Consider the following 25,712-nt stretch of genomic DNA (forward strand, 5'->3'; position numbering starts at 1 on the left):
TCCTGCAAAAGATGGGAACCTAAGATACCAGAAAGGCTGGGCCAGCTCAATCAGAACTGGCGCTAGCGGACCGTTCCCAGCGCACCAGCCAGAGAGATTCACTGCCCTGAGCAACCTCCTGCCATCGGTCGGACTCACACCTGCCCAAATCACCCACCGCCACTAGCTCGTTCCCCAGATAGAGCAAAGGCACTCGGCCGCGCCACCAGGGAGGCACTTTCCACGCCTGCATTAGCCCCTTAAGGCTGCGACTACCGGCCCGACCCGGCAAACAGCAGCGCTCCCCGCCCTGACGCCAGCTCAGTGTGAGCTGCTCCTCAGGCATCAGCCGCAGGCCATCACCGTCTGATCGCACCAGACTGACGGTGCCTACTCCGGGGACTTTCACACTCGCACCAGGCGCCAGCGCAAACGATGATGCCGCCGGAGGTGCCGAGAGATCAGGCAATCGGTATACAGCATCATGATAACGTTGCAGGCCATAGGATCCGCAGACCAGTCTCGGATTGCCGTCTACAGCAGTCACTCGCAACTGGCGCAGAAACTCGTCCACCGCGGCGCGGTCTGGCGCCTGATACTCGGCCGCCCTCAACCATGCCCGCAGCAGCGCCGCCGCGATATCCTCTGACGCATCAACCAACTGCGCTAACAGCAAGCCAGGGTCACCCAGCTCACTATAGACCGTTTCCGGTACACCGAGATTCTGCGCCAGCGTGCTAGAGGCTGTCGCCATGTGCTCGCTGGCACGGGTGACGGACCGTCGATACGCGGGCCAGCGCTTAGCTAGAAGCGGTAGCACCTCTTCACGCAAAAAATTGCGGTCCATCGCGGTATCGTGATTGGAGGGGTCTCGCACGTATTCAAGATCGTGGTCGGCAGCATACTGTTCTATCTCGCTGCGACCATAGGCTAGCAGAGGACGCACCAGCTGAGCCTGCCCTAGGTTGCGCGCGCGAGGCATCCCGGCCAGCCCTTCTACCCCTGCTCCACGCAGTAAACGCAAAAAAAAAGTCTCCACCTGATCATCAAGGTGATGGCCCAAAAACAGTACCGTATCTGCCGGCAGCAGATCCTCAAAGGCACTGTAGCGCGCGCCCCTAGCAGCGGCTTCAGCACTGCCACCCGATGGCACTGCCACCGTACGACTGATCAGTGGTATCGCAAGCCGATGACATAAGCCTGCACAATGAAGCTCCCAGTCGGGTGCCGCTGGCTGCATGCCATGATTAATATGAATGGCACTCAACCCCGGCGCTGAGGGATTGGCCGCACGCCAATTGTGCAGCAAATGCAGCAGCACAGTGGAATCTGCACCACCACTCAAACCCACATACCAGTGGGGGGCTGTGACTAAGCCGGTTAGCGGGCTATCGAGTTCGGCAAAATGGAGCAATCCCGCCTAGTTTCCGTAAGACATGAGTCGCTGATAGCGTTTGTCGAGCAACTCTTCTATCGGCATCTCCTGCAGGGTGTCCAACTGCGTCAGGATGTGTTCCTTGATCCGCTCAGCCATCAGGTCAACATCCCGGTGTGCACCGCCAAGAGGCTCAGGAATCGTGGCATCAACAATGCCCAGGTCCTGCAGGATCTTGGAAGTAACGCCCATTGCTTCAGCCGCATCCGGCGCATTGGCCGTATTCTTCCAGATGATATTGGCACAACCCTCTGGGGAAATAACAAAATACGTCGAGTATTGCAGCATCGCCAAATGGTCGCCCACGCCAATCCCCAGGGCACCACCGGAACTGCCCTCGCCAATCACAATGCAGATAACAGGTGTCGACAAACGCGACATCACCGCCAAATTCTGGGCGATAGATTCGCTGATACCGCGCTCCTCGGAGTCAATACCAGGGTATGCTCCAGGCGTATCTATCAAGGTAACAACTGGAACTTTGTACCGCTCAGCCAGCTCCATCAGGCGCAGGGCCTTGCGGTACCCCTCTGGTTTTGGCATGCCAAAATTACGCATGACCTTATCCTTCACCGCCCGCCCCTTCTCCTGACCAATCACCATCACCGGACGGCCATCGATGCGGGCAAGACCCCCAACAATCGCGCTGTCATCGGCGAAGTGGCGGTCGCCGTGCAATTCATCGAACTCGGTAAAGATACGCGGGATATAATCAAGCGTGTAGGGGCGCTGCGGGTGGCGCGCCACTTTGACGATATCCCAGGAACTCAGGTTAGAATAGATTTTCTCCGTGAGCTTGGTGCTTTTATCCCTCAGATTCTCTATCTCGGAGCCGATATTGATCTCGTTATCCGAGCCCACCAGTCGCAACTCTTCGATCTTAACTTCCAGCTCGGCAATCGGCTGCTCAAAGTCCAGGTAATTGGGGTTCATCTGCGGGCATTCTCGACTGGCTGAGTGAACGCACAGTGTACAAAATTAATGCGTCCCAGACCAATACGAGATTCACTTTGGCATCGAGATAACCGCTTCGTGCCAGACAGCCACAGGCGACATAGCACAATACAGCAAGATCAGGTCACCGGATGACCCTCGCTGGAGAGAGTGAATGCTTCGCTACAGCGGTTGCTGTAAGCTGTTCGACTGCGGCCGCTCAGGGGTTTGCTCTCGAAAAGAGGGGCGCAATACAATCACAGGCAGACCAAACAGCCCTTTGACCAGCACGCTACTTGTTTGAATGAGACACAATGCAGGAACTACCCCCCTATCTTGTTCCCCACAGCACAGAAGAAATCGTCATTTTGTATGCAGACGACGATCTTCTGTTGGTGCGAAAACCCCATCTCCTGCTCAGCATCCCGGGCCGCCATCCCCTGAACAAGGACTGCCTCATCACCCGACTTCAGGAACGCTACCCCACCGCAAGCATCGTGCATCGTCTGGATTTGGATACCTCAGGAATCATGGTAATACCCCTTAACAAGCCGGCTCATGTTCACATCAGCCGCCAATTTCAGCAACGCGAGGTCAAAAAGGCCTACCACGCTGTCGTGTTCGATGTGGTGGAGCAGGATGAAGGCCAAGTGAATCTGCCGATTACCAGCGACTGGGAGCGACGCCCGCTGCAAAAAATCTGCTACGAGCGCGGCAGGTCTGCCTTGACCCACTATCAGGTCTTGGAGCGCGGCGGTGACCGCAGCAGAATGTTGCTGAAACCCGTGACCGGGCGCTCACACCAGCTGCGCATCCATATGCGAGAACTAGGCCACCCCATTCTGGGCTGCGATATGTACGCACACGCCACGGCATTAGACATGGCCGATCGGCTGATGCTCAATGCTAGCGTGCTGGAATTCACCCACCCCACCAGCGGCAAGTGGCTGCGCGGCGACTGCCCCCCCGATTTTTAAGGCGTTTATAGCAGCAGTGGATGATCGGAGGGTAGTTGCCTGGACATCCACAACGCCAATTTATGTTTCATATTGGGTTCGGTGTCCTGACCCTTAGCAAGCGGCTGAATAAGCTTGTCGTGCACTAGCAAGCGATAAAGGTAGGTGACTTTTTCCTTTGCTGAGTCAGTTTCCTCGAATTGGCCCACGCCGCGTTTTTTAGCATACACCGCGCCGACACGCAGGGCTTGGACCACCAGTTCAGCTTCATGCTTTAGCTTCTGCATACCGTCCTCCGGCGTTGATTACAAATACGTACACCAATCACTCCGGCTACCAGGGTAAAAAGTGACGTTGTGCTTTTCTATGAGCGCCAGTGAAAAAAATTTAACGCAAGCAGCCACTTCAGAACCGCAGTAAACAACACGTTTCTCCGCGTCCAACGCCTCCCCCAGTGTGCCTTCAACCTTCGTTCCAATAGGAACATCCAAGCTGGCATTGTGGCTAAGCCCTCTACTGTTCAGACTACCCGATTGGTTGGCTAAAGGCTTACTCGTGCTCTGATGACTGGTGTCTATAGAAGCATGCACACTATCAAATTGGAATAGATTGGGGTCTATGAAAACGCTTAGCAACCTTGAGGCCCACTGTGGCGACTGGCGATCATGGCAGGACTGCTGTCTCTAGTGGCCATCAGGAAGCTGCGTAAAGCCTGAGCCCTCTCAAGCCCGCCTAGTGTGGGTTTTTTGTTGTCTATTAGCCCTATTACACAAGAGCCAGCGTGGTATAGTCTGCTCAATTCAATAGTGAACGAGACGCTTCTAATGACTAATGCTTCAACAGCCCTAAAACGCCATCTACTCGCTCCTGCAATATTAATGCTCTCAATGCCCCTGTCGGGCAGTGTGTTAGCACAGGTGGCACAAGACAGCAGCACCAAAGACCCTGTTGAGATGGAGGTCAATCTCAAAGACGTGGTGAAGTTCAACTGGGGCTTCCAAGGGGCCACACAAGGCGCAGGCACACCTAACCAAGCAGGTCTTGGCTTCTTCCTACCCATGATGGTGAGCGATAACGGCGTGCTGTTCTTGGACGTCCTTGCCAATGCCAACTTTGCAGACTTCGGCGACTACTCCAGCATCATTAACACAGAAGTGGATGGCACCACGCTATCGACCTCGACACGCATAGGGTATCGCTGGCTCACCGATGACAGTGCTTGGATGTTGGGTGTGAATGGCGGCTATGACACGCGTGAGATGGCAACAGGGTCTGCTGATACGGGTGTGCCAGTGACCAACTCGCAAGAGGTTGATTTCCAGCAGGTGGCTTTCGGCATAGAGGCGGTTTCGGATACGTGGAATGTCAATGTCTATGCGCTGGTTCCCGTTGATGACACAGAATACCGACTCAACAGTGTCTATGACGGTGGGTCCTTGGATACCTACGGTGTCGATGTGGGCTACAGCATTACGCCTGAGTTCCAAACCTCCGTTGGTTACTACTACCAAAAAGGCGACCTTGGATATGCTGACGGCTCGGGTGTGCAAGGACGCGTGGCTTACAACATCGGTAGTGGTTTCAGCATCGGCACCAACCTGTCTTACGACGATGCCTTCGACGGACGAGTATCGGCGGATATCCTTTATCGTTTTGCAACGCCCGAAGCCCCAAAGGCACCCGTCAAAAAAGCGTGGAACGCCCCCACGATAAAAGGGCTTACCGATGCCGTCGATAATCGCGGTGTCCGAGTTCACGATAGTTGGGACGATTGCAGTAGCACTTTTACTGTTTTTAATAGTGCTTGTTAGTAAAAGTGTTAGTTGCTAGGCGCACCTTAACCTCAAGCTAGCACTTGAAAAAAGAGTCACGTCCGCTCTTATAGTGGGCGGGCTTTATCCGTTATGTTGAGTGTGTTTATGACGTACAGCCAAAACCGTTGAAAGCGGTTGCGTTCATCAATCAAACCTCGCAATTCGCTACGATGCCAGTGAACCCACCTTTAACAGCGGCTCCTTCGGGAGCCGTTTTGCTGGCAGGCGCTCTGACGCTCGTGGTTTATAGTTGGCAAGGTAGTTAGCCGAAGCACACCAGCGTACGCGCCATATTCCCCTATATATTCATTGTAGGTCTTAAGTATCCTCAAACTAAAAGATAGCGACCACCTAGCACTTCAGTCGACCACCACAACACACTCCAAGCCCGCACATGTCTGCGCCGGACAAAGAAACGAAATACTGGATCAATGCGCTGTGGTAAAAGCCAGGACGATGACGAAGCGAGAAGGACACAACCTGCGCTGGCTCTTGTGTAATAGGACTAATCCACAACAAAAAATCCGCACTATGCGGGCTTAGGCCGACTTTAGTTCCTAAAACGCTAAGAACTTGCCAAAACCATATCGCGGTTTGCCCATTAATAGTCACGCAATCATCTGTCCGCAACAGCATTGCTCACGGCCCTTTTGTTTACCCTATACTTTGACCTATACTCGCACCGTGTTAAGACAATTTTCAATGTTGTTATTGGGGCTGCTTATTCTCTCAGGCACCGCGTCGGTGATGGGACAAACCGCACCCACTGGCAAAAGTGGGCCTGCCATTCAAGTCCCCGGCGAGAAAGCCGCTCCTCCCACTAAGACCAACGATGAGCACCCCTGGTCGATTGCCGAGCAGCTCCCCGGCACGGCTTCCCCTCGCGATGTCGTTGAACCCGAGCAGCTCGACAGTCCCCGTAGCCTGATGTGGAGCTTAGCCCGCACGCTTGATGCCTACCGAGAGGCATTGATCGCTGGCGGCCGGACCTATAGCACCTACGAACATCTAGACTGGATTCAGTATCGACTTGCACAGTGCTTTGACCTCTCCGATGTCGCGCCGGAGTTCCAACTCGCCACTGCAACTGACGCCGCTGTGCTGCTGCGGGGAATACTGCTCCGCGTACCCATGGCCGACTGGGATACGATTCCCGACGCAAAGATGATTTCCGATATGCCACTGGATCAACGACCGACCCGCTTTCGATTCAAGAACGTACCGATTGAGCTGATCCAGTTAGAGTCTGGCGACCGCTCTGGAGAATGGGTTATCTCTCAGGAAACACGGGAGATGGCCAGTGATGCCTATAAGCGCATGGCCCACCTTGACCCAATCGGCGGCACACTGGGGAAAAGCCTGCACCGCCTTCACTTCTTCGAGCCGGGTTGGCTGATCCCCTCTGCCTTGGTCAATAATCTGCCTATTTGGACAGGACATGAGGTTTTTGGACAGGCCATTTGGCAGTGGACGACGACCTTCATAGCCATTCTTATCGTAGGGGGAGGCCTTGTGCTCGTCTTCGTCATCATGAGACGCACGCTCAAGCGGCCGATCACGCTTACCGGACGGATCGTCCATTTCCTATACCTTGTGCTAACTGGGTGCGGCGCAGCGGCGTTCGTGGACTTTCTGCAGTACCATGTTTTTTTGAACGGCATGGTGCTCGAAATCTTCATCTTCGCCGGCTCGACCATCATGATGTTCGCTTTCATGCTGGCGATCCTTTCGCTGGGGGTTATAGCCGCTGAGATGGTCATCGCCTCACCCCGCATTGGTCCCCGAAGCCTCGATGCCGCCCTGATCCGGGTTGCGGGTCGCTCGATTTCGATCATCCTTGCCGCTTTTGTATTCTTCAAAATTCTAGCTCAGCTCGGATTTAGCGCCAGCACGCTGTTGGCCGGAGCCGGCGTCACCGGGCTGGCCATCGCCCTCGCCGCTCAAGATACACTGAAGAACTTTTTCGCCAGCTTAACTTTGCTGCTGGAACGCCCGTTTCGTGAAGGGGACTGGGTTCGCATCGGCGAGGATGTTGGGAGCGTAGAATCCATCGGTCTCCGCTCGACCTGCATGCGCATCAGCGACGGCAATCTCATTTACATGCCCAACGAATTAGTAGCCCATGGCCGCCTCGAAAACATCTCACGCAGGCCCCATATCCGCTGCGAGATCTCTATCAGCGTCACCTATGCTACAACACCGATCCAAATGAAACGTGCCGTCGAGATCATTCGGAAGATCCTCGATGAGAAAACCACTGCCCCCTTCGAGTTCGAGCCGAGAGTGCACTTCGCCGACTTTGGAGATTCTGCACTATTAATCAACTGCACCTACTGGGATATTACCACCCACTACTCACAAAGTCTGGCCATCTCTCATGATGTCAATCTGGCGATCCTAGAGCAGTTTACGGCCGAGAATATCGACTTTGCATTCCCGACCATGACGATCAATGGCATTTATAACGCCTTTCTACCCGGTCTAGAAAGCAGCGAAGCGCCGACGCCGTAAACGAGCGTCTACAGGCTAATAACTTCAGGGCAAAAGACTGACCCGCTGGCTCTTTTATTTCGTCAAGTATAGGAAGTATTAATACCCCCTCACTTTGCTCAATCTACTACAAGGTCCCGGCTACTGATAATCGTAAAAGCAGGACGATGATCGGAAGAAAAATATACAACCTGCAATTAGCAGGCTACACTGGAGAAGTAACTGGCAGACAAATCAAGTGCCTGACTTCGACAATGCATCGGTTGGTCAGCGGGCTACTGAGCCACAGAGAAAATCCGTCCGGAGTACATGCAAATGTTCTATACTTTTCATTTATTTCTTTGTCAAAATGGATACGCAAAAATGAACATGTCTAAGATCGTTTCTTATCTGGTTGCAGTTGCATTGGTGAGTCTGCAGGTTAGTTCTGCAGGCGCATGTACTTTTATTACACTGACAGGCGCTGATGGCACTGTAGTTGCATCACGAACTATGGAGTGGGGTGCGTTTGATTTATCGCCGGAGATGACATTTGTGCCATCAGGCACTGCCTTCTCTGCAATGACAATGCCGGATAGGCAGGACGGCGCTGAGTGGGTTGCGAAATATAATATTGTCGGTGTCACCTTACTGGGTCAGATGCTTTTTGGTGACGGTGTTAACTCCGAGGGATTGAATGTTTCATTGCTCTACTTACCGGGGTTCGCTGAATATCAGGCTTATGAACCTGACAAGGCTTCGATCTCGCTAGCTCCTGTCGACGTTTCGGGCTTTATTTTGGGTCATTTCGCAACGGTTGCAGAAGTCAGGGAAGGGCTTAAGACTATCAGGGTTGTACCGATCGTCACCCCTGAACTGGGTGAGGCAGCGCCAGTGCATTTCTCAGTCACCGACAAAAGTGGTGACCAGATCGTTATTGAATATGTAGATGGCGCTCTCAGTGTGTACGACAAGACATTGGGTGTTCTGACGAATTCGCCGCCCTATGACTGGCATATCAATAACGCACGTAACTACGTGAACATGCGTGCTGACGCCTGGCCGTCGAGAGATGTCAACGGTATAGATATCGCTCCGATGGGCTACGGCAGCGGCTTGATCGGGTTGCCTGGTGATTTTACCCCTCCATCACGGTTTATCCGCGCGCTGGCTTGGACGCAAACAGCACGGCACACTTCGGGTGGCGAAGATACGGTGCATGAATCCATTCGCATTCTTTCAAATTTCGTGCTCCCCATGGAGGCAGTTGACAAGAAATTGAATCCGGCAGAACTTGAGGTTCTCAAGTATGGCGGGACGCAGTATACGGTGTCTTATGACTTACAGAATTTGAAGGTGTATTTCCAAACCAGCGACAATCCCAGCGTACGCAGTGTGGACATGTCGACCTTTGACTTCGACGCGCTGTCAGCACCGATAAAAGTTCCAATGCGAAACCTTGCAACCTCGTTTGCGACTGACGTAACGCCCGCATCCTGAGTGATAGACGATCGCGTGCGGCGCACCATGTTGCGCCTTCCCGCCAAGCCCCCGCATTTAGGTAACTATACTCAGCTAAAACTTGCTCGCGGCGGATATTATAAATTTATATTCGTTTATTCCTGAACGATTGCACACAGCGACCCAGGCCATGAGGTTTTTCAGTGGCGTCCCTGCGGACCGATTGCGATCCGGTAGGTGATGGAGCCCCACGCGGATAGCGATAAACGGTGTTCGATGCTGTACGTTTTACCTGTTGTTATTTATGTATGTATAGAATCCCGCGGAATCAGGCACACCATAACCCCAAGCAAGCACTTGAAAAAAGACTCACGTCCGCTCTTATAGTGGGCGGGCTTTATTACCTGTTATGTTGAGTGTGTTTATGACGTATAGCCAAAACCGTTGAAAGCGGATGCGTTCATCAATCAAACCTCGCAATCCGCTACGGTGCCAGTGAACCCACCTTTGCACATACTCCCGCAACCGATTGACATCAGCTGTTTGCTCATAAAGCTGGCGAGCATGATTTAAGAGGCGAGTTAAGCTTGTACTTGACGGCACAAGCGGTTTATTCGGTTCCAGCCAATATCCCAGAAAATCAAACCCCCTTATAGTTGTCCCAATAAAGCGTTTCTTGGGATGTAAATTAACCTTTAAATCCGCAAGAATCGCATGCACTTTTTTAATGACGGCTATTAATTTATGCCTTGATGTAGCACAAATACTAGCGCGGTCGTTGTACACTGGCGCTGTGATTGTAGCTATCCAAGGAACCCGTTATCAACATTGAACTCAACGCCTGCTTCAAACGCAACCCAGAAGCCGTTTTCAGCGAATTGGATGGCGAAATCGCACTGTTTCAGAGCAAAACCAGCGATTATCTCATCCTCAACGACGAAGGGTCGGCCATCTGGGATGCACTCAGCCAACCGCAATCTCTGGATGAAATCTGCACTCATTTAGTGTCTATCTATTCGGTTGAAGTTGATCAATGCAGACAAGACGTCCAAGCTTGGCTTCATCAAGCCTGCGCAAAGCGTGTTGTCGTGTTGATGCCTTAAGCGTTAGCAGATTAGACGCTGACAACTATTGTCAGACGCGACACCAACACGTTAGGCTTTATCGACATTCTCGTAGTCAAAGCGCCGCATTACCGCTGGCAAACCCTCTGCCAAACGCTGGCGCTGTTCAAGCGTTAGCTGCTGTGCACCTTCTCCAGAGCGCCCAGAACGGAAAAAGCGCTCAGCACCTTTGGGTTTTTCTGCAAAGCCGCCCACCTGATCTTCGAGTTTCTGCAGGCTCTCAATCGAGGTGTTAAGCAAGGCCTGGTTAACCAAGCTCGGGGCATCCGGTAACCTGAGAAACTGGGCTAGGGCAAGGAAGGTTTCGGGCCCTTTCATCAGCATGTCTTCATAACGCATCACCAGCACGGGCAGCTGCTGCTGGTCTACCCACGAGCGTACATGCTGATCCCAGCGGCCCATGTGCTGCCTCACCTGATGGTCGCCATGACGTTCAGAGGGTACCAATGCCGCCGAAGGGTCTAGCAGAAAATTGACGCATTGCGGCAGTGGCCAAGAGAAGAAATGGCTGAGAGATACTGCCACATCCTCTGGATGGCGCAGGATGTAAACCACTCCGAGACACCCCGTCGTACTCACCACCGGACGGCCGCGCGAGTCCAGTGATTGAAAGGCGTCGTGCACCTTGTGAAAGCGCTCACCCTCGGCAAACAACCAAGCGCTTTCTCCGGCACGACCGCGGAGGGGATCAAGCTCAGCAAAGCTAAGATCACAACTGTTGATTCCGAGCTGATCATCCAACCACAGGCGCGATGAGGCGATGGCGCCGGTTTCCACGTCCTGATTGAGATTGAGCTCCTCGGGCGTCTCTTCTCCTGCCAGCCGCTGCAGCTCGGTGATAAACACTCGACACCAGGTGTTCCCTGATTTCGGATATGACGCTAAATACCAATAGCCGCCGTCTTGCGTGCTCATCGCGCTTCCTCTTGCGCTTCTGCCGAAGCGTCTAATTCGACAGTAGGCTTAGCTTCCAGACTGCTTGGAGCCAAAAGATCCACCTTCTCAAGCGCCTGTTGCATAGGTTTCACGCCATCGGACAGCTGCAAGCTGTAAATAGGCACGCGTCGCGCCAAGGCGCTTACCTGAAGAAACAAGTTGGCCTCTTGATCCATGGCTCGATAGACCCGTGGTTGATAGGCGTTGTTGCGCAGCCTCAGTAGCGCAACCGCCTGCCTCTCCAAGCGTCGAGTCTGGATTTCAGACTCCTGTGCGTCCTTCCTATTGTTCCGCCTGCTGATGATATAGATCATCTCCAGCGGGGCGGCCTGAGAACTAACCTCTGCTTCAGGCGGCAGCAGCGCATAGCGTTTCAAACCCCGGCGAACCAGAGGCATCTGGGCCCAATTCAGGCCCAGGGAAGCCGCGCTGTCATGCCAAAGCTTCAGCTGCTGAAGCCCTGGCAATACTAGCCCTTGTTCATTTATCACACTCAATTCACTGCTGAGAAGCTTCCAGCCCTCTTGTTGCAAGCAGCAGGCCAGCGTCGATTTACCACTGGCCGGTGCGCCCAACAGCATCACCGCTTGGCCATCTCGCACCACGGTAGTGCCCTGCAGCACCAAAGCTCCGCGTTGAATCAGCAGGGCAGCTAAGCCACTGGTCACTAGGAACGTGCGCAAGTCGCGATCGCTGACGCTGTCGTCCCAGCGCTCATAGCTCAGAGTTTCGCCCGCATAGGCACGAAACCAGCCGATGCCCTCTAGTTCCAAGCGCCAATCCCCGAGCGCCATTTGCAGCGATGGCGTACTGTGTTCATTTGCCACCAACGGCGGCCAATCCTCATGGTTCGAAGCCGCAATGTGCAGTGCCAATGGACTCAAATCTGTGCCGGCATGCACCGGCAGCTCAGGTAGCAGCATATCGCTGAGAATGTTAAGACCAAAGGCCTCGTAGTGATGCTGATACGTCGTGAGTTCGCTCATAAGGCCACCGAGCTAAGCGCTCATTTTGCTAAACATGATAGGGGTGCAATGCTGCTTCCGCTACATAAAAGCCTGCGTTGGTCGCTGGCAGGCTGAAGTATAAGACAGATAAAAAGGCTATGGGAGACATTTCCTTCCAGTATCCCGATGCGTTACAGGCATTGGAACGGGCGATGGCCATCAGGTGTACTGAGTTCACGCTTGAATTGATGCACTTGCAAATCCTTGGTGTTGGTTTCCATCCCACCGATGCTTGGGGTAAACGTCACATGAAACCGGGTCAGATTGACACTAGACTGCCATCGGCCCGACGCCTATCATCAAGCAACGCGACATTATGGAGAATAAAAAATGACGCACAAAAAAGTCTTCATGACAGGCTGTTTGACCCTCGCCCTATGCGGCTGCTTCGATTCAGAAAACTCGCTCAACGATATGCAGACGAATGAAAACAAGGGTTTGACCGGCATAGCGCGCGGTGTCAATACGCTGCTACCGGCTAACGAAGAGATTCTGACACTGCGCGCTGCGCCCAACCCCGACCGTAATGCTTACTTCGGCGATCTGCATGTGCATACGGCCTACTCGTTTGATGCCTATGTTTTTGGCACCGTAAGCAGCCCTGACGATGCCTACCGCTATGCCAAGGGGCAGGCACTAGACCACCCCAGCGGCTATCAGGTGCAATTGCAACAACCCCTAGACTTTTACGCAGTCACCGATCACGCGATGCTGATGGGTCTAGTAAAAGAAGCTGCAGACACCAGCAGCGAGTTCTCGCGTTATGCCGTGGCAGAACCGCTGCACAACTTAAACGCACCGAGCAACATGAATGTTCTCAGCCTAATCGCCCGCGGACAAGCCTTTGGCACCTTTATCCCCGGTGTGCTGAGCGGCCTGCTTGATGGCACGATCGACGCACCGATGGCGGAGGCCGTGACCAAGTCAGCGTGGCTTGACACCATTCGAGCGGCGAATGACGCTTATTTACCTGGCAGTTTTACCACGTTCGCCGCCTTCGAATATACGTCGTCCAGCGATGACCAAGGCAACCTGCACCGCAATGTCATATTCCGCGACACAGGACGCTTACCCGCTGTTCCCTTCTCGCGCTTTAACTCGCAAAATCCAGAGGGCCTGTGGCAGTGGATGGACGGTCTGCGCAATCAAGGAATAGAAAGCCTGGCGATTCCCCACAATTCCAACGGCTCCAATGGCCAGATGTTCAAGTTAACCAACTGGGCAGGCAATCCCATTGACGACAATTATGCAAAACAACGCCAGCGCAATGAACCGCTGGTGGAAATAACACAGATCAAAGGCACGTCAGACACCCATCCTCTGTTGTCACCGAATGACGAATGGGCAGACTTTGAGATCACACCGTTCCGTGTCGCCACCAAACTCTATAGCGAGCCCGCGGGCAGCTACGTGCGCGATGCCTATTTACGCGGCCTGCAACTGCAGTCCGGTGGCGTCATCAACCCCTACAAGTTTGGCCTAATCGGCTCCAGTGATACCCACGACGCCGCAAGCTCTGAAGATGAAGAAACCTTCTTCTCCAAGGCCGGCATGCTAGACGGTACGCCCGAACTGCGTGGCTCTATCCCCGCATCCTTTCTTTACGGTACCGCGATCAAATATATGGATCCCGGATTAGTCAAAGAGGTCGATGGCAGAGATTATCTCGCCAGTTCCGGCTTTGAATTCTGGTCGGCGTCCGGCTTGGCCGGTGTCTGGGCGGAGGAAAATACGCGCGAGTCGATTTATCAAGCGTTCCGTCGCAAGGAAACATTCGCCACCAGCGGGCCGCGCATCAAGGTGCGCTTCTTTTCCAGTTATGACTTTGACCCAGAACTCCTGCAAAGCCCACAACTCACGACATTGGCCTATCAACAGGGTGTCACAATGGGCAGCGACCTAACCGCTAATGGCGACCAAATACCCCAATTTCTGGTGTGGGCTGCTGCTGACCCGATCGGCGCTCCCTTGCAGCGCGTGCAAATCATTAAAGGCTACCTAGAGGGCGGCCAACACCAAGAGCGCATCTACGATGTTGCCTGCTCCAACGGGCTAGAGGTTGACCCAAAGACAGCGCGCTGCCCCGACAATGGTGCGAGCGTCAATATGGATGACTGCGCTACCACTGGCAGCGCCGGCGCCAGCGAGCTTAAGGCGTTGTGGCGCGACCCTGATTTCGATTCAAGTCAGGAGGCTTTTTACTACGTGCGCGTGCTGGAAAACCCGACCTGCCGCTGGTCCACTTGGGATGCGATTCGCGCCGGTGAACAACCGCGTTCAGACCTGCACAAAACGCTGCAGGAGCGCGCTTGGTCCTCGCCCATCTGGTACCGTCCGGACACAACAGAAGCCCTGTGAAGAAAGCGTCATTAACGCGAAGGCAATTCGCAAACCAAACGCAATAAAAGGAACAGATCATGATTGTCGTCAACGCCGTTGTAACCAGTAAACCGGAGGACATCGCCGCACTGCAGAGTGCAATCCACACCATGGAAGCAGCCAGCAGGGAGGAGTCTGGCTGTAATGACTACACCTTTAGCGTAGAATTAAACAACCCCAATAGGCTGCGAATAACCGAAAAATGGCTGAGCCTCGAAGCGCTCAAGGCGCACATGGCAACGCCGCATATGGCCGAATTCCAGGCGGCTATGGGGGCTCACCCTCCGGCCTCGCTGGAGGTTACGTTCTATGAAGTGACAGAGATTCAACCGTTTTGATCTCCTAGGAACAACCACGGTATTGCCCAACAAGAGACCCAGTACAACATCGCAGCTACGCTGCGAATCAATCCGATGTCAATGGCAGCACTAGAGAGCCGATAGACTTCACCCGCGACCGAGATATCTTCCGTCTTCGTCTCCTCTTCGGCGAGCAGAAACACATACTCGCAGTGAGGACTTTGACGACTTTGATAGAACCCCAATGCAACGCCCGAAAAAATGATGTTGCAAAGTTAAACAGGTGCATTAGTGCCGCCAGCGCCAGATTCGATTTCTGGCTGAAATCGTCAAGTAACATGGACTCTTGTTCGCACCGGAAGGCCCAAATCCGGAACTTCAGAATGGCTATATTTGTGGTACACTGTAAAAAGCAATGGTGTTTCACAAGACCGTATTAGAAGGCTCATTGTGTACCCTCGGTACAGTCATTTGACTGCGCTGATTGCGCACTAGGTATATTAATAATGACCAACCAAGTTACATATCTCGTACCCGGTTTCTATTTGGCCATCAGCGAGAAACAGCATGCCCTGCATTTTGCGCAGCTCCCTGGAATGATGAAGCGTGCTACGCCTGTCCGGCTTGCCATTGTCGATTCATTTAACCACGGTTTTGAAGGGGATATTGAAGATCTGGTAGACGCTATGGCGAAGCGGTTTGATGCTAAGCGGATTGCGGTAGTCACCTTTATTGAAAATCTTGAAATGGCAGGCTGTCTGACAGACTCGAAACCCGTGCATCGATTTTTGGGTGCTGTCTCAGAGAAATTGGGGACGGTCGGGTCTGATGACATCACGATAGCCGCTCCCATAAGCCTGCTGTCGCAAGATGGAAATTTCCTTTGGTACAATCATGATGGCGTGTTACTGATGGAGCTCACACTCGCCGAAGTGCGTGCGGTCAGTGTTTTTGCCGAGGCTATTACTGTAGAGACGGCGCGCACTCTCTATCTTGAGCAACAGTATCCAGATGCTATGAACAGCTCTCAGTTCGACGAGCTGATATCGCGCATGGCAGGAGCCGGTGTGTTTATGGCGCCGCTGCACATTGATAATTCAATGGAAAAAAAGCTGTTCGGCAACGTTGACTACGCCGAAGTGCAAGCCTTAGTGGATGCCCGCGTTGCGGCGCACGATGAAAAAGTGGCTGACTCTGGCAAAGATTTAGTCCCGGTGATACCTGTCAATATGGACAAGGGGATGGCTCCTGCGTCATTGGGTTTGGTGACCGCATACGCGATGGAGTATGAAGGGGGCAAGCTTCGTGAACGTTACGATTTTGTGCCCATGTTTCTAGCCGATGAAGCGCGTCTTGTGGAACGGGCAGCAACGCCCGGGGTGTTTATTTTTTCTAACTACCTGTGGACTGTTGACACCAACTTGAAACTGTCGGCCGCAATTAAAGCGGTTAATCCAGCAAATATCACGATCCATGGCGGCCCGAGCACGCCATCTTACGAAAAAGATTGCGAGATGTTTTTCGCTGACAACCCCCATGTGGATGTTGCTGTGCGCGGCGAGGGCGAGCATACCTTTGCCGATTTACTGGACAAGCTAGACATTCACGCTGCTGATCTTGACGTTCTCAAAAACGTGCCCGGAATTTCGTTTCGCTCTTCTGGTGGTATCGTGCGAAACGGTGACCGTGATCGTATCGCTGACCTCAACACCATTCCATCGCCCTATTTAATGGGCTTGTTTGACGAGTTTGGCTCAGTTAGAGCCGGTGCGATTATTGAGAGTAATCGTGGCTGTCCTTATGGCTGTACGTTTTGTGACTGGGGTTCCGCGACTTTATCCAAGGTGCGCCGCTTTGATCTCGATCGTGTTTATGCGGAGTTGGAGTGGTCGGCGAAGCATCAGATTGAGGATGCCTCCATCGCAGATGCAAATTTCGGCATGTTGGAGCGTGATGTGGACATTGCCTTAAAAATTGCCGACCTACGCAAGACTTACGGGTTCCCGCGCTCAGTCCCTATTAATTACGCGAAGAATCAGGTGCGTTACCTGCGCCAGATTATCGAGATATTTGCTAATGTCAATATCCTCACTGAGGGCCTAGTGTCGTTGCAATCGATGGACGAAACCACATTGAAGGTCATTGACCGCTCCAATATCAAACTGGAGAAGTATCACGAGGTTGCCCGTGAGTTCCGCCGGGCCAAGCTCCCGCTGGCGGCGGATATTATGATGGGCCTGCCGGGCTCAACGCGTACCTCCTTCAGTACTGATCTGCAAAAATGTGCCGACATGGATATTCGCGTGCGAGCCAACAAGACCACGTTGTTACCCAATAGTCCCATGAACGAGCCGGGTTACCGCAAAGAACACGGCATTGTAGCAAAGCCGGGTGAAATATTAATGGAGGCGGCCAGCTATACGCGTGAGGACTGGGAAGAGATGGATCAGCTGCGGCTTGCGTATTATCTGTTTGATGTTTATGGCTTGCTGCGCTACGTCGCACGCTATGTGCGCCGCGAGACAGGCATGGGAGAAGTCGCGTTTTATGACAAAGTGCGTTCCAGCGCGTCCCGCCATCCGGATGATTGGCCGGTGATCTCTAAGACATTAAAAACATTGGAGGGTTATATGGCGCCTCCGGGCTCCTGGAGTTTGTTTATTGCAGAAATCGGTCGCTATTTGATTGAGGTTCTTGAGTTGGCTGACGATTCTGCCCTACGCACGGCACTTGCGGTGCAGCATGCGCACCTGCCGGCTCCGGACCGCACGTTTCCCGCCGTATTGGAACTGGAGCATGATTATGTCGCATGGCAGGACCTCCTGCTGATTGCGCGCGAAGAAGGGCATCGAGACGATTGGCAGGATCACGTGCCGCGCCTTTGTGAGTTTGGTCCTGCTACTTTGGTCATCGAAGATCCCAGCGAAGTCTGTCAGCGTGACATCGGCAAGGCTAAGGTGGTACTGGATTTACACCTGCATACCTGGGAACTTGAATCTCCTGTTGCCCGACCCCGCCTGGGCGCGCTCGCGCTCTAGCACTAGCGAGCTGCTAGAAAAACATGACGGCCACTGACTTGGTAGGTGGCTGCTGTTTGCGCAGTTTCGAGGGAATATTGGTATTGCTTCAGGTATCATCGCCGCCAGTTCAAATTGGCTCGTATTTGACGTAGGTCGCCGATATAGGGCGAGCAAAGCGGAACCAGCAGCACGACAAAAAAATTGAGCAAAAAATGACCGATTCAAGCAAAAAAAGTATAGGTTTCATCAGCTTAGGTTGCCCCAAAGCACTGGTTGACTCCGAACGTATTCTCACCCAGCTGAAGATGGATGGATACGATATCGTTTCCACCTACGAGGGAGCAGATGTCGTGGTGGTCAATACCTGCGGATTCATCGACAGCGCAAAACAGGAATCGCTGGACACTATCGGCGAGGCCATCAGCAAAAATGGCCGGGTCATCGTCACTGGCTGCATGGGCAAGGGCAACGATGCGCAATCCATTATGCAGCTGCACCCCAAAGTGCTCAGTGTCACTGGACCAGCGGCTTATGAAGAGGTGGTTAGCGCGGTGCATGAGTACCTGCCTTACACGCCAGTGCATGACCCCTTCGCTGACCTAGTGCCGCCTCAGGGCGTTAAACTCACACCACGCCACTATGCCTATCTCAAGATTTCCGAAGGCTGCAACCATCGCTGCAGTTTTTGCATCATCCCCGACATGCGCGGCGATCTGGTCAGCCGGCCGATTGGCGATGTCATGGAGGAGGCCGAGCGTCTGGTGCGGGCTGGCGTTCGGGAACTGCTGGTCATCTCCCAAGACACCAGTGCCTATGGCGTCGATACAAAGTACCGCACAGGATTCTGGAATGGTCGCCCCCTGAAAACGCGCATGCAGGAATTATGCGAGGCGCTGGGTGAGTTCGGCATCTGGGTGCGTCTGCATTATGTCTACCCTTACCCTCATGTGGATAAGATAATCCCGCTAATGGCCGAGGGCAAAATACTGCCCTATCTGGATGTCCCTTTTCAGCATGGCAGCCCTGAGGTGCTCAAACGCATGCAACGCCCGGCTGCAGCGGAAAAATCCTTGGAACGAATCAAGGCATGGCGCGATACCTGTGCCGATATCACGCTTCGCAGTACGTTCATTGTTGGATTCCCGGGAGAAACCGAAGATGACTTTGATGTGTTGCTCGACTTTATGCGCGAGGCTCAGCTTGATCGCGTGGGCTGCTTTCAGTACTCCCCCGTCAAGGGCGCAAAAGCCAACGATTTGCCCAACCCCGTAGCGGATGAATTAAAGCAGGAGCGCTGGGAGCGTTTTATGGCGTTGCAGCAGGACATCAGTGCGGCAAAACTACAGACAAAAATAGGCAAAACGATCGAAATCCTGATCGATGAAGTTGACGCGGACGGTGCCATAGGTCGCTCCAGCGCAGATGCCCCTGAAATTGATGGCAGGGTATTCTTAGAAGGCGCAATTGAACTGAGCCCCGGAGACTTTGTAGAGGCAGAGGTTACCGCGGCTGACGACTACGATTTGTGGGCCGGTTAGCCGCACTTTGAACCTGATACTGTTCACCGATAGCGACCGAGTGGCGCCGAGCAAGATCGCGCTGCGCGGGCGCCGCCTGCAACACCTGCGGCAGATACACCGCGCCAACAGTGGTGACATCCTGCGTGTCGGTGAAATTGATGGCTTGATGGGCGAAGGAGAAATCCTTGAGATCAATGACGAGTTTGCCACCTTGGCTATTTCCCTCCATCAGTCACCGCCTGACAAACTGCCCCTAAGCCTCGTGCTGGCCATACCCCGCCCCAAAATGCTGCGTCGAATCCTACGCACCATTGCTGAATTGGGAGTACCCGAGTTGCATCTGATCAATAGCTACCGCGTAGAAAAAAGTTATTGGCAAAGCCCCGCTCTGGAGCAAGACACTGTGCGGGGCTATCTACTTCAAGGGCTGGAGCAATCCCGAGACACTCAGGTGCCACTAGTGCATCAGCATCGCGCATTCAAACCCTTTGTCGAGGATCACTTGCCAACAATGATTAGGGGGAGACACGCCCTGCTGGCCCACCCGGGCGGACAGTCTTTATGCCCACGCAACATCGACGGCAACACGCTGCTGGTCATCGGACCCGAAGGCGGCCTCATTCCTTATGAGCTAGAAAAGCTTGAGAGTGCCGGCTGCGAGATAGTGTCTCTCGGCCCGCGTATTCTGCGCGTGGAAACTGCAGTCACTAGCTTAATAGGCAGACTTTTCTAGATCATTTCGACAAAACACCTATTACTGCCTTAGTCAAACATCTTTGCATCAGACTTCTGCAGTAGCCAAAAGGATGAACCATAGACCCCTTTGGGTAATGGGCAGATTAGAAAGTCCGTCATAACCGTAGATTTGAATGTTTCATGGTGATAGATTTAGATTGTCACCGATAACAATTAAGAGGTACCGCAATGATCTCTCGTCCACGCATCATAGCAATACAACTGTCAGCGGCTCTAGGTATCACCTCCGTAGGATTGGTCCCTACCGTAGCTCTCGGGCAAGCGATGCTTGAAGAAGTAGTCGTAACCGCCCGAAAGCGCGAGGAATCACTGCAGGAAACGCCGGTAGCAGTTTCTGCGTTTACCGGTAAAAGCCTACAAGAGTTAGGCTTGACCAACATCTCGGACCTGACAAAGGTGGTTCCCAATGTCGACATGGGTATCGGCAACGGCACGACCGGAACGGGCAACGCCTTTATTCGTGGTATTGGCGCTCGCAATACCGGGGTGAACTATGACTCGGGCGTCGGCATATACGTCGATAATGTCTATGTTTCCCGCGCCGACGGTGCAATTGTAGATAATGTCGACGTGCAAAGCGTTCAGGTATTGCGCGGCCCCCAGGGCACATTATTTGGCAAGAACACGACCGGTGGCGCGATTCTGTATGCGACGAATCGGCCCGAAGATGAGTTCGGCGGCAACGCATTAGTGCGCGTTGGTAACTACAACAAAATCGACAGTACATTAACCGTCAATGTGCCGCTGGTCGGTGACACGCTGATGTCGCGCTTTTCACTGTATCAAACCAAAAATGACGGCTACGTGCAGAGCGAAATTCCAGATGACCTGCCGCCCCAGGCTTTGGGCAATTTTCCTTTCTATGAAGGCGAATATAATGATATCAACCGTTACGGCGGCCAGGCGCAATTGCGCTGGTTAGCTGCCGACGATCTGACTCTGGATCTGAACTATAACTACGGCAAAACCGACCAAGCCGCCCGCGGGCAAAACTGTGAAGTGGTGACGGACATACCCGGTACGGGCTGGCAGGGGGACCTGCAGAACCCCTTCATCGTTATACCGTCCACTGGCGAGACGATTATCGACTGGTGTCAACGGAACGACGATCTGGGCAAAGACAAAATTATGGCTAACCTAGAACCTAACCAATACAAGGCTGAAGTTAACACTCTAGCACTGACAGTGGACTGGGAAATCACTGACGTATTGAACTTTAAAAGCATCAGCGCCGCACGCAGTGCCGAGGGTGGCGAGGTCAATGAGCTTGATGCCATCGGCATCGCACTGTTAGGGCGCACCAATTTTGCCGGAAATGGTGCGGAGCAGCGCAACACTGATTCCTACAGTCAGGAGTTTCAGTTATTGGGCAGCGCCTTTGACGATAAACTCGATTATGTGGTCGGTGCGTTTGGTTTTACCGAAAAGACAGATAAAGGCGCGGCCACCTCGCCTTCCCTGTTCTTTGGCGCACTAACCATTCCCAACCTTGCATTTTATCAAAGTAATCTGACCAAATTGGAGGCAAAAAATACGTCGGCCTCAGTCTTCGGCCAAGCCGATTGGCATTTTGATGATTACTGGACCGTGACTTTGGGTGCACGCTACACGTGGGAAGAGCGGGAAGTGACACGCACATTCCGAGTGCCCGATATCAGTGACTTGGCAACCACCGGTGATGCATCGGTGTCTCCAATATCCGACACTTTTATTGACTTCCCCAGTGGTCCAGAGACGTTCAATCCAAACCACGGTTACGTTGTCGATATCGACACAAGGCCTTTGTCTCCCACGTTTGGTATGCCCGACCCCCGCGCTGACCAGACGCGGAAGCTTGACGATTCTAAAATCACGCCAATGATGAGTATTCAGCGCACGTTTGACGGCGTCGGCTTCATGGATTTCGGCAATGCCTACCTAACCATTGCCAACGGTTTTCTGTCCGGCGGCATTACCGATACGGTCGATACGATCACCGGCCTCGTTGGAGAGTACGACCCGGAAGAAGTTTGGAACTATGAGATCGGCTTTAAAATGGACGCTTGGGAACGTAAATTGCGTCTCAATACCGCTATATTTTATACCGACTATACAGATCGTCAGTTAACCACCATCCGCATCAGTCCCGAGGGCCGTATTGCTGGCGCACTCATTAATGCCAAGTCGTCTTATATCTCCGGCATTGAAATGGAGGCTGTCATACTGCCCACCGACAACCTTCAATTGACGGCGAATGTCACGTTCAACCACGGCAAAATCGAAGAGTATGATGATTTCCGTATCGAGAGCATACCGGCATCAGGTATACGGCCAGAGTGCACTGCTATCGAAACCGGAGCAGGCGAGGTTGCCAACTGTCCGATCGATCGCTCCGATGAAGACCTACCGCGTCTTCCCGACAGCATCTTCTACCTAGCGGCGCAATATACCTTTGAGACAAACTATGGCTCAGTGGTTCCAATGATCTCTTGGTCCTACCGCACCAATCTGCAGAACTGTTTTGACGCGTCCAGTTGTCTCTCTGGTGTCTACAAAGTGGACCAGGAAGATCTCTCCGCTCGCCTGACCTGGAACTCACCAGATATGAACTGGCGAGTAACCGGCTTCGGCAATAACCTTACAGATGACAGATATGTACAGGGTGGCACACCACTGGTGGACGTCACTTCGACTGCAGGCACGACGTATAACCTACCACGCACTTATGGCATTGAAGCCGCCTACAACTGGTAAGCTTGCCAGTACAACAAAGCCCGGGATGACCTGATCATTCCGGGCTTTTTTATGACGCTCTCTTCAGGAATAACGGCACTGGCAGTACTTTTCAAAAAAGAAAGACCCGCGATCTACGTCATCGGCAAACCTGCCGGACAGGTCACGCCCGTGCCGCCTAAGCCGCAGTAGCCATTAACATTCTTGGCCAGATACTGCTGATGATAGTCTTCTGCGTAGTAAAATTGTGGCGTCGACTGAATTTCGGTCGTGATAGGGCCATATCCTGCCGCCTCCAACGCCTGCTGAAAGAGCTCTTGTGAGGCGGCTGCCAGCGATGCTTGGGTATCATCCGAGACATAGATACCTGAACGATACTGAGTACCCATGTCGTTACCCTGACGCATGCCCTGAGTAGGATTGTGCCCTTCCCAGAATGCCTTGAGCAATTGTTCCACGCTCACTTGCGCGGGATCGAAAACCACCAACACCACTTCGTTATGCCCGGTGCGTCCGCTGCACACCTCCTGATACGTGGGATTGGGTGTTGAACCTGCCGCGTAGCCAGCAGCCGTGGAAAACACCCCCTCCAACTGCCAGAATATGCGCTCCACGCCCCAGAAACAGCCCATGCCAAACACGATCTGTTGCAAGTGCGCGGGAAAGGGGCCACGCAGCGGATGACCATTAACATAGTGGGCTTGTGGGACGGGCATTTCTTCGGCCCGACCGGGTAGTGCTGTTTCCGGCGTTGGCATGCGGTGCTTCCTGCGAATATTGAACAGTTTCATGGGGTCCAAGTATAGCGATAAATGGGGTAAAATGGTCGTCTTCACGTTTAAAAGAACCCATCGTCATGCCTATTACGCGCAGAAATATGTTGGGGCTACTGTCCAGCAGCACCTTTTTTTTAACCCTTGCCCCGGGTGGGGCGATATCGGCTCAGCTGCCGCCGGATGCTCCTATGCTGGAGTTTCCACAGGGCGTTGCGTCGGGCGACCCCCAACCCGACGGGATTATGTTGTGGACCCGCGCTGTGCCCGCAGCACAGACCAATACCCCAGTGCACCTGCTGTTGCAGGTCAGTTCCAACCGCGATTTTTCCACGCTGCTGCTGCAAGAAAACATCCAGACTGATGCCGACAGCGACTACACAGTGCGCACGTATATCGACGGGCTCGCACCGGACACGCACTATTATTACCGTTTTATTGGTGCCGACAAATCCGTATCGCGCACTGGGCGCACTCGCACCGCGCCGTCGCCAGGGCAGGCAAGCAAGGTCAATCTGGCCTTCGTTAGCTGCCAGAGTTTTGAGCAAGGCTACTACGGCAGCTGGGCGCGCATGCTGAAGGAGGATCGTGCCGCTGACACCGCTGACCAGCTTCAGTTTGTTTTGCACCTAGGAGATTTCATTTACGAGCGTTGCTGGAAGGAGCGCTTGAACGGGACTGCACTGTCTCGGATAGTGCCGCCATTTCCAAATGGTGTCACCACAGACAAAAACCGGTATGCCGTTTCACTCGCTGACTACCGTCACCTCTATAAAACCTACTTGAGTGATCCTCATTTACAGGAAGCGCGGGCAAACTGGCCATTTATCTGCATCTGGGACGACCATGAGTTTGCCAATGACAACTTCCAAGGCTTTTCAACTTATGATGACGCGCCCGTCCTTCAGGCGCAGCGAAAAATGGACGCCAACCAAGCCTGGTTCGAATTTATTCCGGCGGTGTTGAATGAACTTGGAACACAGCCTGCCCACGATTTTGAACCACAAGTATTGGGGGAAGATGAGGCCATCCAGAATCAGGCCGCTGTTAATAGCTTGCGCATCTACCGAAAACTAAGCTGGGGCAAATACGTCGACATAGTACTTACCGATACCCGCAGCTATCGCAGCGCGCCCTGCCTTCCGCACGGCCTTTCTGCGTCGATGGAACTGCCACTGGATCCTGTCGAATTAGTCTCCATTGCCGATGCCGGCAGTGCCTATAATGAGGGCAACCCGCCCAAGACGCTTCCCTTCGGGGACGGCACGGTCCCCAATCCGGCACAGCACCGTGCCCCCGGCAGCATGCTGGGGCTTGAACAACGGGACTGGTTTTTGGAGACGATCAAGACCTCCACTGCCCCATGGAAGCTTTGGGGCAACGCCATGCCGCTGCTGCCTATGCGATTAGACATGTCTACCCTCCCCTTTGCCGGGTATCACGATAGCGTTTTCAATATTGACGGCTGGGCAGGCTATCCTTTTGAATTGAGCGTGTTGATGCGTTATCTCGAGGAGGAAAATGTGTCCGGGCTAGTATCGCTATCAGGCGATCACCACATGCAAGGGGCTGGCACTATTCGCCAATCGACCACGGCGGCAGATGCGCCCGCAGTCGCTGTGGATTTCAACGTCGCCGGCATCAGTTCCTCGCCACTTTTTGAGGACTTAATTGCCGTGGCAAAAGAGGATCACGCCGGCTTTGGTCCGTTGGTCTATCGCGAGACAGAGGACGGAACAGAGCCTGTGTGGAACGTTTCCATGCTATCAGGCGTGCTTGCCGCCTTCGCATATGGCAAAACCGGGTCCGATACGCTAACCGACTGGCTGGGCCCCAATAGCGCCAATCCCGGCCTGCAATATGTCGATACAACGGCCAATGGCTATGGCCTAGCAAGCTTCGACGCCGACGAGATGCAGGTACAGTTGATCACCATGGAGGATTGCCAAGTGAGCTTTATCGACCCTCCAGGTATCCGGCATATCGCCAAATTCCACCTGCCACATTGGAGCGCCGGAGAACCGCCAGTGTTGGACGGACCCGACTTTGAAAGAGCCGCCCCCTTTCCTTTTAAGGCCCCTGCAGTGTAAACTGCAATATTGCAAGCTGAAATCGCAACTGTGATTTCACGCGATTGTC

At 53.4% G+C, this 25,712-nt stretch carries 20 protein-coding genes; 12 read left to right on the forward strand and 8 right to left on the reverse strand.

The genetic code is table 11. The annotated features are described in order from the left end of the window. Positions 1-46: 46 nt before the first annotated feature. Together tilS and accA are read right to left on the reverse strand one after the other, a co-directional pair. Positions 47-1,393, reverse strand: a complete 1,347-nt coding sequence (tilS, locus tag ABXT62_RS11655; protein ID WP_415355460.1) for a tRNA lysidine(34) synthetase TilS — start codon at positions 1,391-1,393, stop codon at positions 47-49. A gap of 6 nt (positions 1,394-1,399) precedes the next feature. Further along, on the reverse strand, positions 1,400-2,347 hold the full coding sequence (gene accA, locus ABXT62_RS11660) for an acetyl-CoA carboxylase carboxyl transferase subunit alpha (RefSeq protein ID WP_415355461.1): 948 nt from the start codon (positions 2,345-2,347) through the stop codon (positions 1,400-1,402). 314 nt (positions 2,348-2,661) lie between these two features. Here accA and ABXT62_RS11665 point away from each other — a divergent pair, with 314 nt between their 5' ends. After that, positions 2,662-3,324, forward strand: a complete 663-nt coding sequence (locus ABXT62_RS11665) for a pseudouridine synthase (protein ID WP_415355462.1) — start codon at positions 2,662-2,664, stop codon at positions 3,322-3,324. A gap of 5 nt (positions 3,325-3,329) precedes the next feature. On the opposite strand, the gene ABXT62_RS11670 is transcribed toward ABXT62_RS11665, so the two are convergent. Beyond that, positions 3,330-3,590: a DUF5062 family protein gene (locus ABXT62_RS11670; RefSeq protein ID WP_415355463.1), complete on the reverse strand. Its 261-nt coding sequence runs from the start codon at positions 3,588-3,590 to the stop codon at positions 3,330-3,332. A 537-nt stretch (positions 3,591-4,127) separates the two neighbouring features. Here ABXT62_RS11670 and ABXT62_RS11675 point away from each other — a divergent pair. The 3 genes from ABXT62_RS11675 (at position 4,128) to ABXT62_RS11685 (ending at position 9,086) form a co-directional block, all read left to right on the forward strand. Continuing rightward, the gene (locus tag ABXT62_RS11675; RefSeq protein ID WP_415355464.1) at positions 4,128-5,114 is read left to right on the forward strand and encodes a hypothetical protein; all 987 of its coding nucleotides are present in this window, start codon (positions 4,128-4,130) and stop codon (positions 5,112-5,114) included. Positions 5,115-5,819: 705 nt separating this feature from the next. Continuing rightward, positions 5,820-7,628, forward strand: a complete 1,809-nt coding sequence (locus ABXT62_RS11680; protein WP_415355465.1) for a mechanosensitive ion channel family protein — start codon at positions 5,820-5,822, stop codon at positions 7,626-7,628. 342 nt (positions 7,629-7,970) lie between these two features. Then, positions 7,971-9,086, forward strand: coding sequence for a linear amide C-N hydrolase (locus tag ABXT62_RS11685; protein ID WP_415355466.1), 1,116 nt, complete (start codon positions 7,971-7,973; stop codon positions 9,084-9,086). Positions 9,087-9,850: 764 nt separating this feature from the next. Here the strand turns inward: ABXT62_RS11685 and ABXT62_RS11690 are convergent. Further along, positions 9,851-10,048 (reverse strand): hypothetical protein, encoded by a 198-nt coding sequence (locus ABXT62_RS11690; RefSeq protein ID WP_415358262.1) that lies wholly within the window; start codon positions 10,046-10,048, stop codon positions 9,851-9,853. Here ABXT62_RS11690 and ABXT62_RS11695 point away from each other — a divergent pair. Continuing rightward, a complete protein-coding gene (locus tag ABXT62_RS11695; protein ID WP_415358206.1) occupies positions 9,998-10,150 on the forward strand; it encodes a PqqD family protein in 153 nt (50 codons plus the stop codon). The genes ABXT62_RS11690 and ABXT62_RS11695 overlap by 51 nt on opposite strands. Before the next feature lie 51 nt (positions 10,151-10,201). Here the strand turns inward: ABXT62_RS11695 and ABXT62_RS11700 are convergent, their stop codons facing one another. Together ABXT62_RS11700 and ABXT62_RS11705 are read right to left on the reverse strand one after the other, a co-directional pair. Beyond that, positions 10,202-11,086 (reverse strand): sulfotransferase domain-containing protein, encoded by an 885-nt coding sequence (locus tag ABXT62_RS11700; RefSeq protein WP_415355467.1) that lies wholly within the window; start codon positions 11,084-11,086, stop codon positions 10,202-10,204. Next, positions 11,083-12,093, reverse strand: coding sequence for a hypothetical protein (locus tag ABXT62_RS11705; RefSeq protein WP_415355468.1), 1,011 nt, complete (start codon positions 12,091-12,093; stop codon positions 11,083-11,085). Before ABXT62_RS11705 ends, ABXT62_RS11700 begins: the two co-directional genes overlap by 4 nt. Positions 12,094-12,444: 351 nt before the next feature. On the opposite strand from ABXT62_RS11705, the gene ABXT62_RS11710 reads away from it, so the two are divergent. Beyond that, the gene (locus ABXT62_RS11710) at positions 12,445-14,472 is read left to right on the forward strand and encodes a DUF3604 domain-containing protein (protein ID WP_415355469.1); all 2,028 of its coding nucleotides are present in this window, start codon (positions 12,445-12,447) and stop codon (positions 14,470-14,472) included. Between the two features lie 59 nt (positions 14,473-14,531). After that, positions 14,532-14,831: a putative quinol monooxygenase gene (locus tag ABXT62_RS11715; protein WP_415355470.1), complete on the forward strand. Its 300-nt coding sequence runs from the start codon at positions 14,532-14,534 to the stop codon at positions 14,829-14,831. Here the strand turns inward: ABXT62_RS11715 and ABXT62_RS11720 are convergent. Further along, complete coding sequence (locus ABXT62_RS11720) at positions 14,819-15,037, reverse strand: hypothetical protein (protein WP_415355471.1); 219 nt, start codon at positions 15,035-15,037, stop codon at positions 14,819-14,821. The genes ABXT62_RS11715 and ABXT62_RS11720 overlap by 13 nt on opposite strands. Positions 15,038-15,298: 261 nt before the next feature. Here ABXT62_RS11720 and ABXT62_RS11725 point away from each other — a divergent pair, with 261 nt between their 5' ends. From ABXT62_RS11725 to ABXT62_RS11740, 4 genes are all read left to right on the forward strand, one after another. Then, the gene (locus ABXT62_RS11725; protein WP_415355472.1) at positions 15,299-17,830 is read left to right on the forward strand and encodes a B12-binding domain-containing radical SAM protein; all 2,532 of its coding nucleotides are present in this window, start codon (positions 15,299-15,301) and stop codon (positions 17,828-17,830) included. Between the two features lie 194 nt (positions 17,831-18,024). Continuing rightward, on the forward strand, positions 18,025-19,350 hold the full coding sequence (gene rimO / locus ABXT62_RS11730; RefSeq protein ID WP_415355473.1) for a 30S ribosomal protein S12 methylthiotransferase RimO: 1,326 nt from the start codon (positions 18,025-18,027) through the stop codon (positions 19,348-19,350). A 7-nt stretch (positions 19,351-19,357) separates the two neighbouring features. Next, a complete protein-coding gene (locus ABXT62_RS11735; protein WP_415355474.1) occupies positions 19,358-20,065 on the forward strand; it encodes a 16S rRNA (uracil(1498)-N(3))-methyltransferase in 708 nt (235 codons plus the stop codon). 191 nt (positions 20,066-20,256) lie between these two features. Further along, positions 20,257-22,821 carry a TonB-dependent receptor gene (locus ABXT62_RS11740; RefSeq protein WP_415355475.1) on the forward strand — a complete coding sequence of 855 codons (2,565 nt, stop codon included), beginning with the start codon at positions 20,257-20,259 and terminating at the stop codon, positions 22,819-22,821. 113 nt (positions 22,822-22,934) lie between these two features. Here ABXT62_RS11740 and msrA read toward each other — a convergent pair whose 3' ends face one another. Next, on the reverse strand, positions 22,935-23,591 hold the full coding sequence (gene msrA, locus ABXT62_RS11745) for a peptide-methionine (S)-S-oxide reductase MsrA (RefSeq protein WP_415358207.1): 657 nt from the start codon (positions 23,589-23,591) through the stop codon (positions 22,935-22,937). A gap of 65 nt (positions 23,592-23,656) precedes the next feature. Between msrA and ABXT62_RS11750 the strand changes: the two genes are divergently transcribed. Beyond that, positions 23,657-25,663, forward strand: coding sequence for an alkaline phosphatase D family protein (locus ABXT62_RS11750; RefSeq protein ID WP_415355476.1), 2,007 nt, complete (start codon positions 23,657-23,659; stop codon positions 25,661-25,663). Positions 25,664-25,712 lie beyond the last annotated feature (49 nt).

The sequence above is a fragment of the Halioglobus sp. Uisw_031 genome, assembly GCF_047729875.1.
GTDB lineage: Bacteria > Pseudomonadota > Gammaproteobacteria > Pseudomonadales > Halieaceae > Marimicrobium.

Bases quoted from the DNA above. Each gene is read 5' to 3' on its own strand.
- accA (WP_415355461.1), bottom strand. From the start codon at position 2,347: ATGAACCCCAATTACCTGGACTTTGAGCAGCCGATTGCCGAGCTGGAA.
- ABXT62_RS11665 (WP_415355462.1), top strand. From the start codon at position 2,662: ATGCAGGAACTACCCCCCTATCTTGTTCCCCACAGCACAGAAGAAATC.
- ABXT62_RS11670 (WP_415355463.1), bottom strand. From the start codon at position 3,590: ATGCAGAAGCTAAAGCATGAAGCTGAACTGGTGGTCCAAGCCCTGCGT.
- ABXT62_RS11675 (WP_415355464.1), top strand. From the start codon at position 4,128: ATGACTAATGCTTCAACAGCCCTAAAACGCCATCTACTCGCTCCTGCA.
- ABXT62_RS11680 (WP_415355465.1), top strand. From the start codon at position 5,820: ATGTTGTTATTGGGGCTGCTTATTCTCTCAGGCACCGCGTCGGTGATG.
- ABXT62_RS11685 (WP_415355466.1), top strand. From the start codon at position 7,971: ATGAACATGTCTAAGATCGTTTCTTATCTGGTTGCAGTTGCATTGGTG.
- ABXT62_RS11690 (WP_415358262.1), bottom strand. From the start codon at position 10,048: ATGAGTGCAGATTTCATCCAGAGATTGCGGTTGGCTGAGTGCATCCCA.
- ABXT62_RS11700 (WP_415355467.1), bottom strand. From the start codon at position 11,086: ATGAGCACGCAAGACGGCGGCTATTGGTATTTAGCGTCATATCCGAAA.
- ABXT62_RS11705 (WP_415355468.1), bottom strand. From the start codon at position 12,093: ATGAGCGAACTCACGACGTATCAGCATCACTACGAGGCCTTTGGTCTT.
- ABXT62_RS11710 (WP_415355469.1), top strand. From the start codon at position 12,445: ATGACGCACAAAAAAGTCTTCATGACAGGCTGTTTGACCCTCGCCCTA.
- ABXT62_RS11715 (WP_415355470.1), top strand. From the start codon at position 14,532: ATGATTGTCGTCAACGCCGTTGTAACCAGTAAACCGGAGGACATCGCC.
- ABXT62_RS11725 (WP_415355472.1), top strand. From the start codon at position 15,299: ATGACCAACCAAGTTACATATCTCGTACCCGGTTTCTATTTGGCCATC.
- rimO (WP_415355473.1), top strand. From the start codon at position 18,025: ATGACCGATTCAAGCAAAAAAAGTATAGGTTTCATCAGCTTAGGTTGC.
- ABXT62_RS11740 (WP_415355475.1), top strand. From the start codon at position 20,257: ATGATCTCTCGTCCACGCATCATAGCAATACAACTGTCAGCGGCTCTA.
- msrA (WP_415358207.1), bottom strand. From the start codon at position 23,591: ATGAAACTGTTCAATATTCGCAGGAAGCACCGCATGCCAACGCCGGAA.
- ABXT62_RS11750 (WP_415355476.1), top strand. From the start codon at position 23,657: ATGCCTATTACGCGCAGAAATATGTTGGGGCTACTGTCCAGCAGCACC.